The following is a 14,479-nucleotide window of genomic DNA, read 5'->3' as shown; positions in this document are numbered from 1 at the left end:
GATAGTCCCGTACGCGAAAACATGCTGTCTTCCTTGTAGTGATCCCAAGTAGCAGCGAGCTCGTGGAATTTGCTGTGAATCTGGCGGGACCACCCGCTAAGCCTAAATACTCCCTGGTGACCGATAGCGGACTAGTACCGTGAGGGAAAGATGAAAAGTACCCCGGGAGGGGAGTGAAATAGTACCTGAAACCGTGTGCTTACAATCCGTCAGAGCCTCCGTTGCAGGGGTGATGGCGTGCCTTTTGAAGAATGAGCCTGCGAGTTAGCGGTACGTGGCGAGGTTAACCTGTGTGGGGTAGCCGTAGCGAAAGCGAGTCCGAATAGGGCGATATAGTCGCGTGCTCTAGACCCGAAGCGGGGTGATCTAGCCATGGCCAGGGTGAAGCGCGGGTAAGACCGCGTGGAGGCCCGAACCCACCAGGGTTGAAAACCTGGGGGATGAGCTGTGGTTAGGGGTGAAAGGCCAATCAAACTCCGTGATAGCTGGTTCTCCCCGAAATGCATTTAGGTGCAGCGTCGCATGTTTCTTGGTGGGGGTAGAGCACTGGATGGCCTAGGGGGCCTACAAGCTTACTGAAGTCAACCAAACTCCGAATACCATCAAGTGAGAGTGCGGCAGTGAGACTGCGGGCGATAAGGTTCGTAGTCGAGAGGGAAACAGCCCAGAACACCAGCTAAGGCCCCAAAGTGTGTGCTAAGTGGGAAAGGATGTGGGGTCGCCCAGACAACCAGGAGGTTGGCTTAGAAGCAGCCACCCTTTAAAGAGTGCGTAATAGCTCACTGGTCAAGTGGTCCTGCGCCGACAATGTAGCGGGGCTCAAGCACACCGCCGAAGCTGTGTCATTCACACATCGATCGGCTTCACCTTCGGGTGGGGTCCAGTCGTGTGGATGGGTAGGGGAGCGTCGTGTGGGCGATGAAGCGGCAGGGGAACCTAGCCGTGGAGGCCACGCGAGTGAGAATGCAGGCATGAGTAGCGAAAGACGAGTGAGAAACTCGTCCGCCGGATGACCAAGGGTTCCTGGGCCAGGCTAATCCGCCCAGGGTAAGTCGGGACCTAAGGCGAGGCCGACAGGCGTAGTCGATGGACAACGGGTTGATATTCCCGTACCCGTGTAAACGCGTCCATGGTGAGGCCGGTGATGCTAACCGCCCGAGAGCTACCAAGTCTTCGGATGAGGTAGTGATTGCGCGGGATCCGATCCGGTAGTAGTCAAGCGATGGGGTGACGCAGGAGGGTAGCTCCGCCAGTCAGTGGTAATACTGGTGTAAGCGTGTAGGCTATCGGGATAGGCAAATCCGTCCTGATGTTAGGCTGAGACGTGATGCGTAGCCGATTGAGGCGAAGTAGAGTGATCCCATGCTGCCGAGAAAAGCCTCTAGCGAGTGTTTATGCGGCCCGTACCCCAAACCGACACAGGTGGTCAGGTAGAGAATACCGAGGCGTTCGGGTGAACTGTGGTTAAGGAACTCGGCAAAATGCCCCCGTAACTTCGGGAGAAGGGGGGCCGTGTGGCTTGAAGCCCCGTGCGGGCTAGGGCTGTGCGGCCGCAGAGAGCAGCGAGAAGCGACTGTTTACTAAAAACACAGGTCCATGCGAAGTCGCAAGACGATGTATATGGACTGACGCCTGCCCGGTGCTGGAACGTTAAGGGGACCGGTTAGCCTTTCGGGGCGAAGCTGAGAACTTAAGCGCCAGTAAACGGCGGTGGTAACTATAACCATCCTAAGGTAGCGAAATTCCTTGTCGGGTAAGTTCCGACCTGCACGAATGGCGTAACGACTTCTCGACTGTCTCAACCACAGGCCCGGTGAAATTGCATTACGAGTAAAGATGCTCGTTACGCGCGGCAGGACGGAAAGACCCCGGGACCTTTACTATAGCTTGGTATTGGTGCTCGGTTCGGCTTGTGTAGGATAGGTGGGAGACTGTGAAGCGGTCACGCCAGTGGCTGTGGAGTCATCGTTGAAATACCACTCTGGTCGTTCTGGGTGTCTAACCTCGGACCATGATCTGGTTCAGGGACAGTGCCTGGTGGGTAGTTTAACTGGGGCGGTTGCCTCCCAAAGGGTAACGGAGGCGCTCAAAGGTTCCCTCAGCCTGGTTGGCAATCAGGTGTTGAGTGCAAGTGCACAAGGGGGCTTGACTGTGAGACTGACAGGTCGAGCAGGGACGAAAGTCGGAACTAGTGATCCGGCGCTGGCTGGTGGAAGCGGCGTCGCTCAACGGATAAAAGGTACCCCGGGGATAACAGGCTGATCTTGCCCAAGAGTCCATATCGACGGCATGGTTTGGCACCTCGATGTCGGCTCGTCGCATCCTGGGGCTGGAGTAGGTCCCAAGGGTTGGGCTGTTCGCCCATTAAAGCGGTACGCGAGCTGGGTTTAGAACGTCGTGAGACAGTTCGGTCCCTATCCGCCGTGCGCGTAGGAGATTTGAGGAAGGCTGTCCCTAGTACGAGAGGACCGGGATGGACGGACCTCTGGTGTGCCAGTTGTTCCGCCAGGAGCATGGCTGGTTGGCTACGTTCGGAAGAGATAACCGCTGAAAGCATCTAAGCGGGAAGCTTGTTCCAAGATGAGATCTCCCTCTCCTTGTGAGTTAAGGCCCCCAAGAGACGATTGGGTTGATAGGCCAGAGATGGAAGCACCGTGAGGTGTGGAGTTGACTGGTACTAATAGGCCGAGGACTTGACTACGAAGGTGCTACGCATCCACTGTGTGGTTCTGAAAGAACCAACCGGCATCACCCTGATCGGCCTTTGGCTGTGGTGGGTGGGTGTGGTGGTAATTTCATAGTGTTTCGGTGGTGTTGGCGGAGGGGAAACGCCCGGTCCCATTCCGAACCCGGAAGCTAAGCCCTCCTGCGCCGATGGTACTGCACTCGTGAGGGTGTGGGAGAGTAGGACGCTGCCGAACATTTTTTGCTGGTGGGTGGTTGAGTTGAGCCTGAGGGTTCCTTGACCACCCACCAGCCTTTTTTTGTTCTAGAGGAACTGACCCCAGAACGGGACCTCGGCCGCCTCGTAGCGCTCCGGGCCGTTGGCGAACTCCCGCTGGATGTAGTCAGCCAAGGTCTCGCCGTACACGATGATGTCGCTCTGCACGACCGACAACACCGGCAAGCCCCAGGAACCGGCGATGCCCGGCAGGTAGCGGTGGCCGAACACGGGGATCAGCGTGGGAACGCCCGCCAGGTGCTGCTGAGCAACAGCCACCGCGTCCGACAGCTCCCGTGGGCGCTCGCCCCACTCCCCCAACCACAAGCCGTTCTTCTCCACGTCGAACAGCAGGCCCTCGACCGGCCAGGCCAGCTGGTCCAGCAAGGTCTGCTCAGCGCCGTCCCGCCAATCAGGCCACCGTCGGCCCACCGGCAGTCCCGCGGACAGGAACACCCGGTGGTCATCGGCGAAGGTCAACCCGAAGTGCTCCTCGACCCGGTTGAACTCGGCCTCGGTGAGCCCGGGCTCAACCCGGTCGCGGAGCAGGGTCTGCAACTTCTCGGCTTCCGGCAAGGTCAGTGGTGCACGCACCCCACCGAGCCTAGGCCCCGAAGTTGTGGTTGCAACGGAAGAGGTTGGCGGAGTCGTACTCGGCTTTCAGCGAGGTGAGTCGCGCGAAGTCCGCCGACTCGTACGCCGAACGCACCACCTCAGCGCTCTTGGCACCGAACAGGAAGTTCAGCGACCGGCCGATGCTCCACGGTGCGAGCGAGCTCACATCTGCTGTTCCTCCCACCGCGACGAGCCGCACGAGGTACTCCGCCGAGCGGTGACCAACCGCGTTGCCGACCGCAGGCTGCTTGGCCAGGGCGCCGCCCAGGTGGTTCAGCTGGATCACGGAGCTGGCGGGCAGGTTGAGCACCGCCGCCAGGGCCTCGTCCGAGAGGTCGCCCATCAGCGCGTTGTCCCCGGCGTACGAGTGCGGGTGCGCGGGGTCGTTGCAGATCGTGTGCGACTCGGTGTACGGCATCTCGCGCAGGTTGTCGATCAGCCGGGGACCGATCTCGCGCAGCGGCGCCACAACCCACTCCCCCGACGCCGCGTCACCGGTGTACGCCACGCGGATGTGGGCGACCCGGCGACCGCGCAACGGCTCGGGCACCATCGGCAGGTCCGGGAACGGGATCACCGCGACCGAACTGCTCCACTCCTCCGGCAAGCCCCGCGACCAGTCGCGCCAACTGCGCAGCACGTCGGGGATCAGCTCGGTGCCGAAGTACAGGCCGCCACCGTAGAGCCGACTCACCGGGAACAGATCCACGGTCATGGCAGTCACGACACCGAAGTTGTGGCCGCCGCCGCGCAGTGCCCAGAACAGATCCGGCTCGCTGCCCGGGGACACGTGGCGCAACTGCCCGTCAGCAGTGACGATCTCGATGCCGCGCACGTGGTCCGCGGCGTAGCCGAAGCTCCTGGCGAGGATGCCCAAGCCACCGGCCAGCGTGTACGACACGGCGCCGACGTCAGGTGAGCTGCCGTTCAGCGGGGCGAGGCCGTGCCGCGCCGACTCCTCGATGACCCGTCCCCAGCGCACGCCCGCGGTGAACCGGACCGTGCGGGCCACCGGGTCGACCTCGACCTCGGACATGCGCCTGGTGTTGATCAGCACCCCACCCTCGGTCACGGTCGAGAGTCCGTGGCCGGTGGCCTGCACGGCGATCGGCAGGTCCTGGGCCCGCGCGAACCGCACGGCGGCCTGCACCTCGGCGGCCCCGGTCACGCTGAAGATCGCTGAGGGGCGGTGCTGGTCGGCGGTCTGGAAGCCCGCGCGCTCCACGTCGTAGTCGGTGTCGCCGGGCCGGTGCACGAGGTCAGTTCGGAACATGGTGGGCACACTAGGAGCCATTTAGGACACATCTTGTCCTCAAGCACTGGCATCCTGGGACCTGTGACGACGACCATGCCCGAGCGGATGCTGCGGCTGCTCTCCCTGCTACAGGGACGACGCGAGTGGTCGGGCACCGAGCTCGCCGAGCGGCTGGGGGTCACCGGCCGCACGATCCGCCGCGACGTCGAACGGCTGCGCGCGCTCGGCTACCCCGTCGACGGCACCACCGGGACAGCCGGTGGCTACCGGCTCGCCTCCGGCCGCGACCTGCCCCCGCTGCTGCTCGACGACGACGAGGCCGTCGCGGTCGCCGTCGGACTGCTCAGTGCCGCGGGCACCAGTCTCACCGGAATCGAGGAAAGCTCGGTTCGTGCTTTGGCCAAGCTGCAACAGGTTCTGCCCACTCGGCTGCGCAGCCAGGTCGCCGCGGTGACCGACACCGTGATGCCCATCGTGCACCGCGACGGGCCGCAGATCGACCCGACGATGCTCGCCGTGCTCGCGGCTTCCAGCCGTGACAAGGAAGTCCTGGCGTTTGAGTACGAGAACCGAGACGGCACAACAACTTCGCGCCGCGTTGAGCCGCACGGCCTCGTCACCATCCACCGCCGCTGGTACCTCGTCGCCTACGACCCCGCCCGCACCGGGTGGCGGACCTTCCGCGTTGACCGCATGGTCGACCCCCGCCCGACCCGGCACCGGTTCGCACCCCGCGAGCTGCCCGCTGCCGACGCAGCCGCGTACGTGGCGAGCACGATCGCGCAGGCGCCCTACCGGTACACCGCGACACTGCTGGTGCGGTGCAGCGCGCAGGACTTCGCCCGGCGGATGACCGCCCCCATGACCGGCACCACCGAGGCCGCCGGCGAGGACGCGTGCCGTGTCCACCTGCGTGCCGACTCCCTCGACCTCGTCGCCCAGCAGGTGGCCGCCATCGCCGCGCTCGGCCTCGACCTCACCCTGGACGCCCACGAGGAGGTCCGCGCCCGCCTGCGCGCGGTGGGTCGGCGGCTCGCCGTGTCATGAAAGTGGCGTTCAAGACGTCCAGCGTCTCGAACGGCACTTTCATGACACCCAGCGCCGTGAGTCCACATGGTGGGCGTCGGAACACCGTCCCACCTGCTGGTGTTGACTTCGGACGTGAGCACTGCGAAGCGTCGTGTCCGGGTGCGGGCCCCTGAACTGGCCGGTCGAGGCTGGCTGAACACCGGCGGCAGGTCCATCTCGCTGGCGGACCTGCGCGGGCGGATCACACTGCTGGACTTCTGGACCTTCTGCTGCATCAACTGCCTGCACGTGCTGGACGAACTGCGCCCGCTGGAGGAGGAGTTCGCGGACGTCCTGGTGACGATCGGGGTGCACTCGCCGAAGTTCGTGCACGAGGCGGACCCGGACGCGCTGGCGGCGGCTGTGGAGCGCTACGAGGTGCACCACCCGGTGCTGGACGACCCGGAGCTGAGGACCTGGCAGCAGTACGCGGTGAAGGCCTGGCCGACGCTGGTGCTGGTGGACCCGGAGGGCTACGTGGTGCACACGGCGGCGGGCGAGGGCCACGCCGAGGCGCTGCGCAGGGTGATCACGGAGCTGGTGGCCGAGCACGAGGCGAAGGGCACGCTGCACCGCGGGGACGGGCCGTACGTGCCGCCCCAGCCGAGGGCCACGGAGTTGAGGTTCCCGGCGAAGGTGGCGGTGACCAGGGCGAACACGCTGCTGGTGACCGACTCGGCGCACCACGGCGTGGTCGAACTGGCGGAGGACGGCGAGACGGTGCTGCGCCGCATCGGCAGCGGCGAGCGGGGCAGGGCGGACGGCGCGGCGGGGGCGGCCAGCTTCTCGGAGCCGGCGGGCATCGCGGTGCTGCCCGAGGAGGTGGCCGAGCAGGTGGGCTACGACGTGGTGGTCGCGGACACGGTCAACCACCTGCTGCGCGGCATCGACCTGCGCACGGGTGAGGTGCGCACGGTGGCGGGCACCGGCGAGCAGTGGCGCAACGGGGACACGGACGGCCCCGCCGACAAGATCGATCTGACCAGCCCCTGGGACGTGGCCTGGTGGCAGCCCGCGGGCGGGGTCGTGGTCGCGATGGCGGGCAACCACACGATCGGCCTGTTCGACCCGGTGACCAGCACGGTGACGCGCTTCGCGGGCACCACGGTGGAGGGGCTCAAGGACGGCCCGGCGCAGGAGGCGTTCTTCGCGCAGACCTCGGGGCTGGCCGCCGACGGGGATCGGCTGTGGCTGGCGGACTCGGAGACCTCGGCCCTGCGCTGGATCGAGCCCGCCGGTGACGGCTTCGAGGTGCACACGGCGGTCGGCAAGGGCCTGTTCGACTTCGGCCACCGCGACGGGGCCGCGGACCAGGCGCTGTTGCAGCACCCGCTGGGCGTAGCGGTCCTGCCGGACGGCAGCGTGGCGGTCTGCGACACGTACAACTCGGCGGTGCGCCGCTACCAGCCGGGAACCGGTGAGGTGTCCACGCTGGCGACCGGGGTCGCGGAGCCCTCGGGCGCGGCGGTGATCGACGGGGAACTGGTCGTGGTGGCCTCGGCGGCACACCGGCTGGAGCGCCCGGTACCGCCCGGCATCGCGGCGCAGCTCGTGGCGGGCGAGGCGCACCAGGTGCGCAGGCCGCCCTCGGAGCTGGCTGCTGGCGAGGTGGAGTTGGTGGTCGTGTTCCAGCCCCCGCCAGGCCAGAAGCTGGACGAGCGCTACGGCCCGTCCACCCGGCTGGAGATCACCTCCTCGCCGCCGGAACTGCTGGTGGCGGGCGCCGGTGTGGACACGGCGCTGTCCCGGCGGATCGTGCTCGCGGACGGCATCGCCGAGGGCGTGCTGCACGTGGTGGCGCAGGCCGCGAGCTGTGATGACGGGCCGGGGGTCGAGCACCCGGTGTGCCGCCTGACCAGGCAGGACTGGGGCGTACCGGTGCGCGTGCGGCCCGAGGGGCCGAGCAGGCTCGCGCTGGTGATGGGCGGGGTGGACGAGCACGGCGCGGGCGCGGACCAGGACGTACCAGGAGCGAAGTAAACTCACCAGTGTGGCCGAGGCAAAGCTCCAGATCCAGATGCTGCACGACCGGGTTTTGGTGCGGATTTCGCCGGAGGACGGTGAGCGCCGCAGCAGCGGTGGCATCGTGATCCCGGCTACCGCGCAGGTCGCCAAGCGGCTGGCCTGGGGTGACGTGCTCGGCGTCGGCGGGCACGTCCGCACCGTCAAGGTCGGGGACCGGGTGCTGTTCAACCCCGAGGACCAGCTCGAGGTCGAGGTCCAGGCCCAGACCTACATCGTGATGCGCGAGCGGGACATCCACGCCGTGGCGACCGAGGAGACCGAGCACGGCACCGGTCTGTACCTGTGAACGAGCGCTAGGGAGAGCGAGCAGTGCCCACCGACCACGATCCGCAGGAGACCGAGGTCGAGCGGACCACCCGCATACCCGTCTTCACCGAGCAGCAGACGGCCAGTTTCGCGCCGGTGTCCGGGGACCTGCTCGCGCCCGGTCCCGAACCGGAACCCGAGCCGTCCCAGGACAGGCGCAGGCTCACCCTGCGCAGGGGCCTGATCGTCGCGGGCGCCGCGGCTGGTGTGCTCGTCGTGCTGTACGGCATGGACATCCTGCTCTCCCAGGGCGCGGTCCCGCGCGGCACGACCGTGGCCGGGGTGGACATCGGCGGGCTCAGCCGGGCCGACGCCGAGCAGAAGCTGCGCCTTGCCGTGGAGCCGAGGACCACCCAGCCGATCAAGGTCAGGGCCGGTGAGGTCGAGGGCACCCTGGACGCCAGGCAGGCCGGGCTGGTGCCGGACTGGTCGGGCACCCTGGACCAGGCGGGCAGCCAGCCGCTGAACCCCTTCGCCCGGCTCACCTCGTTCTTCGCCCGCCGCGAGGTGCCGTTCGTGAGCACCTCGGACAGCGGCAAGCTGGCCGCGCAGCTGGACACCTTGCGGCCCAAGGTGGACCGCGACCCGGTGGAGGGCGGCATCCGCTTCGAGGGCACCAGCCCGGTGGCCGTTGACCCCAAGCCGGGGCAGAAGCTGGACGCCGAGGGCGCCGCGCGTTCCGTTGTGGACAACTGGGTCCTGGGCACCGCGGTGCCGCTGCCAGTGGCGACCACCCCGGTGAAGGTCAGCGCGGAGGCCGTGCGCGAGGCCATCGAGAAGATCGCGAAGCCCGCGGTCTCCGGCCCCGTCGCGGTCAAGGGCGAGGGCAAGGACGCCACGCTGTCGCCAGCGGCCATCGCGGGCGCGCTCGGCTTCACCGCCACCGACAGTGGTGCGCTGGCGCCGAAGCTGGACCAGGGCAAGGTGGTCGAGGCGCTCAAGCCGCAGCTTGCCTCCACCGAGAAGCCGGGCAACGACGCCGAGTTCGTGTTCGACTCGGGCAAGCCGGCGGTCAAGCCGTCCACCGAGGGGCGTGGGGTGGACTGGGACAAGAGCCTGGCCGGGCTCGCGGACTTGGTGCAGCGCAAGGACAACCGGGTGCTCACCGCGCAGTACGCCAAGCAGCCCGCCAAGATCACCACGGAGCAGGCCGAGCAGCTGGGCGTCAAGGAGGTCGTCGGCGAGTTCACCACCGGCGGCTTCGCCGCGGACTCGGGGACGAACATCCGCGTGGTCGCCGAGAAGGTCAACGGCGCGGTCGTGAAGCCCGGCGAGGTGTTCAGCCTCAACGGGTACACCGGCCCGCGCGGCGCACCGCAGGGTTACGTGCAGGCGGGCGTGATCGAGAACGGCGCCCCGGCGCGGGAGATCGGCGGCGGCATCTCGCAGTTCGCCACCACGCTCTACAACGCCTCGTACTTCGCCGGACTGGCCGACGCCGGGCACCAGGAGCACAGCTACTTCATCAGCCGCTACCCGGCGGCGCGTGAGGCCACGGTGTTCCAGAACCCCGACGGCAGCAGCGTCATCGACCTGAGGTTCAAGAACGACTCGCCGAACGGCATCGCCATCCAGACCATCTGGACCCCCTCCCAGATCACCGTGAAGCTGTGGGGCACCAAGCGGTACCAGGTGGAGTCGGTGCCCGGTGAGCGGACGAACCCCGTGGAGCCGCAGCCAAGGCAGGGCCCGGCGACCAACTGCGTGCCCTCGGCGGGCGGTCCCGGCTTCACCGTCACGGACACCCGCGTGATCAAGGACCTGAACGGCCGCGAGGTGGCCAGGCAGACCCGCAAGAAGGCGTACGACCCTGCTCCGAAGATCACCTGCGGCGGCCAGTAGCCGGGGGCCATGCTCCGCGCCTGACCCACCAACGAGTTCGGCCCCCTCACGTGCGGTGAGGGGGCCGAACTCGTTGGTGCGGTGGATCAGAACGAGGACTCGTCCACGTCCATCAGCGAGTTGTCGATGGTCTCCGCGATCTTGCGACGCGAGGACAGCTCGGGCAGCACGGTCTTGGCGAAGAACGAGGCCACCGCGACCTTGCCCTCGTAGAACGAGCGGTCCTTGGCCGACGGGGTGCCCGCCAGCGCGGCCAGCGCCACCTCGGCCTGGCGCAGCAGCAGCCAGCCGACCAGCACGTCACCGGCGGCCAGCAGCAGCCGCACGGTGTTCTGGCCGACCTTGTAGATGTTGCGCACGTCCTCCTGGGAGGAGGTCAGGTGGCCGATCATCGCGCCGAGGATGCCCTGCAGGTCCTGCAACGCCTGGCCCAGCGCGGCCCGCTCCTCCTTGAGCCTGCCGTTGCCGCCCTCGTTGTCCAGGAACTTCTGGATCTCACCGTTGATGAAGCCCAGGGCCTGGCCCTTGTCACGGATGATCTTGCGGAAGAAGAAGTCCAGCGACTGGATCGCCGTGGTGCCCTCGTACAGGCTGTCGATCTTGGAGTCGCGGATGTACTGCTCGATCGGGTAGTCCTGGAGGAAGCCGGAGCCGCCCAGGGTCTGCAGGGACTGCGCGAGCTGCTCGTAGGCCCGCTCCGAGCCGACGCCCTTGACGATCGGCAGCAGCAGGTCGTTGATCCGCTCGGCCAGCTTGACGTCCCCGTCGCCCGCCTTGATCTGGTCCTGGAAGGTCGCCGTGTACAGGTACACCGCGCGCAGGCCCTCGGCGTACGCCTTCTGCAGCATCAGGCTGCGGCGCACGTCCGGGTGGTGGGTGATGGTGACCCTCGGCGCCGTCTTGTCGGTCATCTGGGTCAGGTCGGCGCTCTGCACGCGCTCCTTGGCGTAGTCCAGCGCGTTGAGGTAGCCGGTGGACAGGGTGGCGATCGCCTTGGTGCCGACCATCATCCGGGCGTACTCGATGACCTGGAACATCTGTGCGATGCCGTCGTGCACCTCGCCGAGCAGCCAGCCCTTGGCGGGCACGCCGTGCTGGCCGAAGGTCAGCTCGCAGGTCGTGGAGACCTTCAGGCCCATCTTGTGCTCGACGTTGGTGACGAAGGCGCCGTTGCGCTCACCGCGGGCACCGGTCTCGCCGTCGAAGTGGAACTTCGGCACCAGGAACAGGCTCAGGCCCTTGGTGCCCGCCTTGGCCTCGATACCGGGGCCCTCGGGCCGCGCCAGCACCAGGTGCATGATGTTCTCGGTCATGTCCTGGTCGCCCGAGGTGATGAAGCGCTTCACCCCGTCCAGGTGCCAGCTGCCGTCCTCCTGGAGCACGGCCTTGGTGCGGCCCGCGCCCACGTCGGAACCCGCGTCGGGTTCGGTCAGCACCATGGTGGCGCCCCAGGCCTGATCGATCATGATCTGGGCCCAGCGCTTCTGCTCCTCGGTGCCGTTCTTGTCCACGATCATGGCGAAGCTCGGGCCGGCCATGTACATGAACAGCGCCGGGTTGGCGCCCAGGATCAGCTCGGAGGCGGCCCACTGCACCGAGGGCGGGATGCCGAAGCCGCCCAGCTCGTCGGGCAGCCCGAGCCGGTACCACTCGCCGTCCCACAGCGCCTTGTACGACTTCTTGAACGACTCGGGCAGCGTGGCCGAGTGCGTCTTCGGGTCGAACACGGGCGGGTTGCGGTCGGCGTCGGCGAAGGACTCCGCCAGCGGCCCGGTGGCCAGGGTGTTCAGCTCGCTGAGCACGCCACGAGCGGTGTCCTCGTCGGCCTGCTCGAACGGTGCCGTGCCGAGCCTGTTCTGGACGTTGAAGACCTCGAAGAGGTTGAACTCCAGGTCGCGGACGTTGCTCTTGTAGTGGCCCATGCTTCCTTGCTCCCCTACTAGCCGGTAACAACAGGATATTACCTGTCAGTAACCCCGGCAAGGGGTGTCGCCCTCTCGTGCAACCACATTGGTGCAGCTCACAGTCACGGTCAGCGATCAGGAGCGCACGCGAGCAGGCCCATCCGGAAGGCCACGGCCACCGCGTGCGCCCTGTCCCGTGCGCTGAGCTTGCGCAGGATGCCCTTGATGTGGGTGCGCACGGTCTCCACCGAGACGAACAGCTCCCTGGCGATGGCGCGGTTCTCCAGTCCCTCCGAGATCAGTTGCAGCACCTCGTACTCGCGGCGGGTCAGTTGCCCGTGGTGGCCGGTGGTGTGCGGGGCGAGCCCGCCGTCCACCGTCATCGACATCAGCGGGGCGATCGCCGGATCCAGGTAGCGCCGGGCGATCGGTGCCTGGTGGATGGCCTGCACGACCTGCGCGGGCTCCGCGTGCCGGGGCACCAGGCCGCGGGCGCCCCTGCGGAACATGCGGTTGGCGAACTCGGCGGTGCGGTGCGCGTCACGCAGCAGGACGACGACCACCAACTCGTGGTCGCTGTCGGTGAGCATGCGGGTGAAGTGTCCGAGCGGATCGAGTGCGGAGTCGATCAATAACACGTCGGGTCGATGCTGCTCCTGGAGCATGGCCGCAGCGCGGTGGTTGCGGGTCGAGCCTGCCCAGTGCAGGCCGGGGGTGCGTGCCACGAGTGCGGACAGACCCTCGCGGAACAGCGGAACCGGGTCCAGCAGAGCGACCCCGACGGTGGCCTGACGGGTTCTGAGTACACCCGGCGCCATGCGCTGGCGGGCGATGGGGCTGGCAGTCATCCGATCTCCGATCTTCCCCTGGCTGGGTATAGGTGACTCCTCCACACGGCCCTGCTGACGGCATCGGTCCCCCGAACAGGTCTTTTCTCCCCCAACTGGGGTAGTGACCCGCCGGGCGAGCCCGATTTGTTCACTCACCTGAATATCAGTCACGAATGTGACTCAATCCCCTCGCAAGGGTTCCTTCACCCGCAACACGCACGTAGGACCGACGTCACACACACCTCACGGGTGCCTGGTCCACCGCCGCCGGACCGGGTGCCCACTCGGACGTCGGAACAGAATCGAGGCGATTCGGCGTGCAGCAGACAACGGGCTTGCCGGCGCGGCGGAAGATCAACAGAGCGACCCTGTACTTCTTCGGTGCCCTGGGCGGCATCCTGTTCGGCTACGACCTGGGCGTCATCTCCGGCGTGCTGCTGCTGATCAAGCCCCTGTGGCACCTGGACTCCTTCGCCCAGGGCGTGGTCGGCGGCTGCCTCGCCGCGGGCGCGATCCTCGGTGCGGTCTTCGCCACCCGGCTCACCGACCGGCTGGGCCGCCGCAAGGCGATCATGGCGGCCGCCGTGGTGTTCGCACTCGGCACGCTGGGCTGCACCTTCGCCCCCGACGTGACCGTGCTGGTCGTCTCGCGGTTCGTGGTCGGCGTGGCGGTCGGCGCCTCCTCGGCCTCGGTGCCCACCTACCTCGCCGAGCTGTCCCCTGGCCGGGCGCGCGGCGCGCTGTCCTCGCTGAACCAGCTCATGATCGTCAGCGGCATCCTGATCGCCTACATCGTCGACTACGCCCTCAACGACTCCGGCAACTGGCGCGGCATGTTCGCCGCCGCGCTGATCCCGGCCGTGCTCCTGCTGGTCGGCATGGCGTTCATGCCCGAGACCCCGCGCTGGCTGCTCAAGGCGGGCCGCGAGGAGGAGGCCCGCGCGGTGCTGACGGCCACCCAGCCCGCCGAGGACGTGGAGCGCGAGCTGGCGGAGATCCGCGAGGTCATCTCGCTCAGCGGCACCGAACGGGGCAAGCTGCGCGACCTGGGCTCCAAGCTGGTCCGCCCGGCGCTGGTCGTGGCGATGATCCTGGCCATCGGCCAGCAGTTCTCCGGGGTCAACGCGATCAACCTGTACGCCCCGACCATGTTCACCAACCTCGGTTTCGGCACCTCGGCCGCGCTGCTGGCCGCCGTGGTGCTCGGCCTGGTCAAGGTGCTGTTCACCGCGGGTGAGGTGCTCGTGGTGGACCGTTGGGGCCGCCGGCCGCTGCTGCTGGTCGGCAGCCTGATGATGGCGGCCACGCTGTTCCTGCTCGGGCTGGCCGTGCTGACCATCCACGACACCAGCCTGGCCGGTATCACCGCCCTGGTGCTGCTGATCGTCTACCTGGCCGGGTACGAGCTGGGCTGGGGCGCCGTGGTGTGGGTGATGATCGCCGAGGTGTTCCCGCTGCGGGTGCGCGGCATCGGCACCGGGACCGCCAGCGTGGTGCTGTGGGCGGCCACCTTCGCCATCACCTTCATCTTCCCCGTGATGAACACCGGCATCGGGCTCGCCTACTCGGCCTGGATCTTCGCGGGCATCGGCATCCTGCTGTTCCTGCTGGTGCGCAAGTTCGTGCCGGAGACCAAGGGCCGCACCCTGGAGCAGATCGAACTGGAACTGCGCGAGCGCGTGCGGGCCTGAAC

The 14,479-nt window shown here is 67.2% G+C and carries 9 protein-coding genes and 2 rRNA genes (1 of these 11 only partly in view); 7 read left to right on the top strand and 4 right to left on the bottom strand.

All coding sequences use genetic code 11. The features are described 5' to 3' along the window. Both KALB_RS42675 and rrf read left to right on the top strand, forming a co-directional pair. A 23S ribosomal RNA gene (locus tag KALB_RS42675) occupies positions 1-2,701 on the top strand (it extends 411 nt beyond the left edge of the window). A 103-nt stretch (positions 2,702-2,804) separates the two neighbouring features. Continuing rightward, a 5S ribosomal RNA gene (gene rrf / locus KALB_RS42670) occupies positions 2,805-2,921 on the top strand. Between the two features lie 68 nt (positions 2,922-2,989). On the opposite strand, the gene KALB_RS42665 is transcribed toward rrf, so the two are convergent. Together KALB_RS42665 and KALB_RS42660 are read right to left on the bottom strand one after the other, a co-directional pair. Beyond that, positions 2,990-3,535: a hypothetical protein gene (locus KALB_RS42665; protein WP_035970701.1), complete on the bottom strand. Its 546-nt coding sequence runs from the start codon at positions 3,533-3,535 to the stop codon at positions 2,990-2,992. Between the two features lie 10 nt (positions 3,536-3,545). Beyond that, on the bottom strand, positions 3,546-4,829 hold the full coding sequence (locus KALB_RS42660) for an FAD-binding oxidoreductase (protein WP_148309874.1): 1,284 nt from the start codon (positions 4,827-4,829) through the stop codon (positions 3,546-3,548). 63 nt (positions 4,830-4,892) lie between these two features. Between KALB_RS42660 and KALB_RS42655 the strand changes: the two genes are divergently transcribed. From KALB_RS42655 to KALB_RS42640, 4 genes are all read left to right on the top strand, one after another. Then, complete coding sequence (locus KALB_RS42655) at positions 4,893-5,858, top strand: helix-turn-helix transcriptional regulator (protein WP_025361806.1); 966 nt, start codon at positions 4,893-4,895, stop codon at positions 5,856-5,858. A gap of 66 nt (positions 5,859-5,924) precedes the next feature. Next, positions 5,925-7,859 carry an NHL domain-containing thioredoxin family protein gene (locus KALB_RS42650; protein ID WP_042221430.1) on the top strand — a complete coding sequence of 645 codons (1,935 nt, stop codon included), beginning with the start codon at positions 5,925-5,927 and terminating at the stop codon, positions 7,857-7,859. Positions 7,860-7,869: 10 nt separating this feature from the next. Then, on the top strand, positions 7,870-8,190 hold the full coding sequence (locus KALB_RS42645) for a GroES family chaperonin (protein WP_025361804.1): 321 nt from the start codon (positions 7,870-7,872) through the stop codon (positions 8,188-8,190). Between the two features lie 23 nt (positions 8,191-8,213). Next, entirely contained in the window at positions 8,214-10,052 is a 1,839-nt protein-coding gene (locus KALB_RS42640; protein WP_025361803.1) for a VanW family protein, read from the top strand. 86 nt (positions 10,053-10,138) lie between these two features. Here KALB_RS42640 and KALB_RS42635 read toward each other — a convergent pair whose 3' ends face one another. Both KALB_RS42635 and KALB_RS42630 read right to left on the bottom strand, forming a co-directional pair. Then, on the bottom strand, positions 10,139-11,974 hold the full coding sequence (locus tag KALB_RS42635; RefSeq protein ID WP_025361802.1) for an acyl-CoA dehydrogenase: 1,836 nt from the start codon (positions 11,972-11,974) through the stop codon (positions 10,139-10,141). A 110-nt stretch (positions 11,975-12,084) separates the two neighbouring features. Next, on the bottom strand, positions 12,085-12,804 hold the full coding sequence (locus tag KALB_RS42630; RefSeq protein ID WP_236650138.1) for a LuxR C-terminal-related transcriptional regulator: 720 nt from the start codon (positions 12,802-12,804) through the stop codon (positions 12,085-12,087). Positions 12,805-13,121: 317 nt separating this feature from the next. On the opposite strand from KALB_RS42630, the gene KALB_RS42625 reads away from it, so the two are divergent. After that, positions 13,122-14,477, top strand: a complete 1,356-nt coding sequence (locus tag KALB_RS42625; protein WP_030111147.1) for a sugar porter family MFS transporter — start codon at positions 13,122-13,124, stop codon at positions 14,475-14,477. Positions 14,478-14,479 lie beyond the last annotated feature (2 nt).

It is taken from the genome of Kutzneria viridogrisea DSM 43870, from assembly GCF_000525635.1.
Classification (GTDB): Bacteria; Actinomycetota; Actinomycetes; order Mycobacteriales; family Pseudonocardiaceae; genus Kutzneria; species Kutzneria viridogrisea.
This window is presented reverse-complemented; position numbering and strand designations above follow the sequence as displayed.

What these genes read in the sequence shown, in the direction of transcription:
- KALB_RS42660 (WP_148309874.1), bottom strand. Translation starts at nt 4,829, where the DNA reads ATGTTCCGAACTGACCTCGTGCACCGGCCCGGCGACACCGACTACGAC.
- KALB_RS42650 (WP_042221430.1), top strand. Translation starts at nt 5,925, where the DNA reads ATGGTGGGCGTCGGAACACCGTCCCACCTGCTGGTGTTGACTTCGGAC.
- KALB_RS42635 (WP_025361802.1), bottom strand. Translation starts at nt 11,974, where the DNA reads ATGGGCCACTACAAGAGCAACGTCCGCGACCTGGAGTTCAACCTCTTC.
- KALB_RS42630 (WP_236650138.1), bottom strand. Translation starts at nt 12,804, where the DNA reads ATGACTGCCAGCCCCATCGCCCGCCAGCGCATGGCGCCGGGTGTACTC.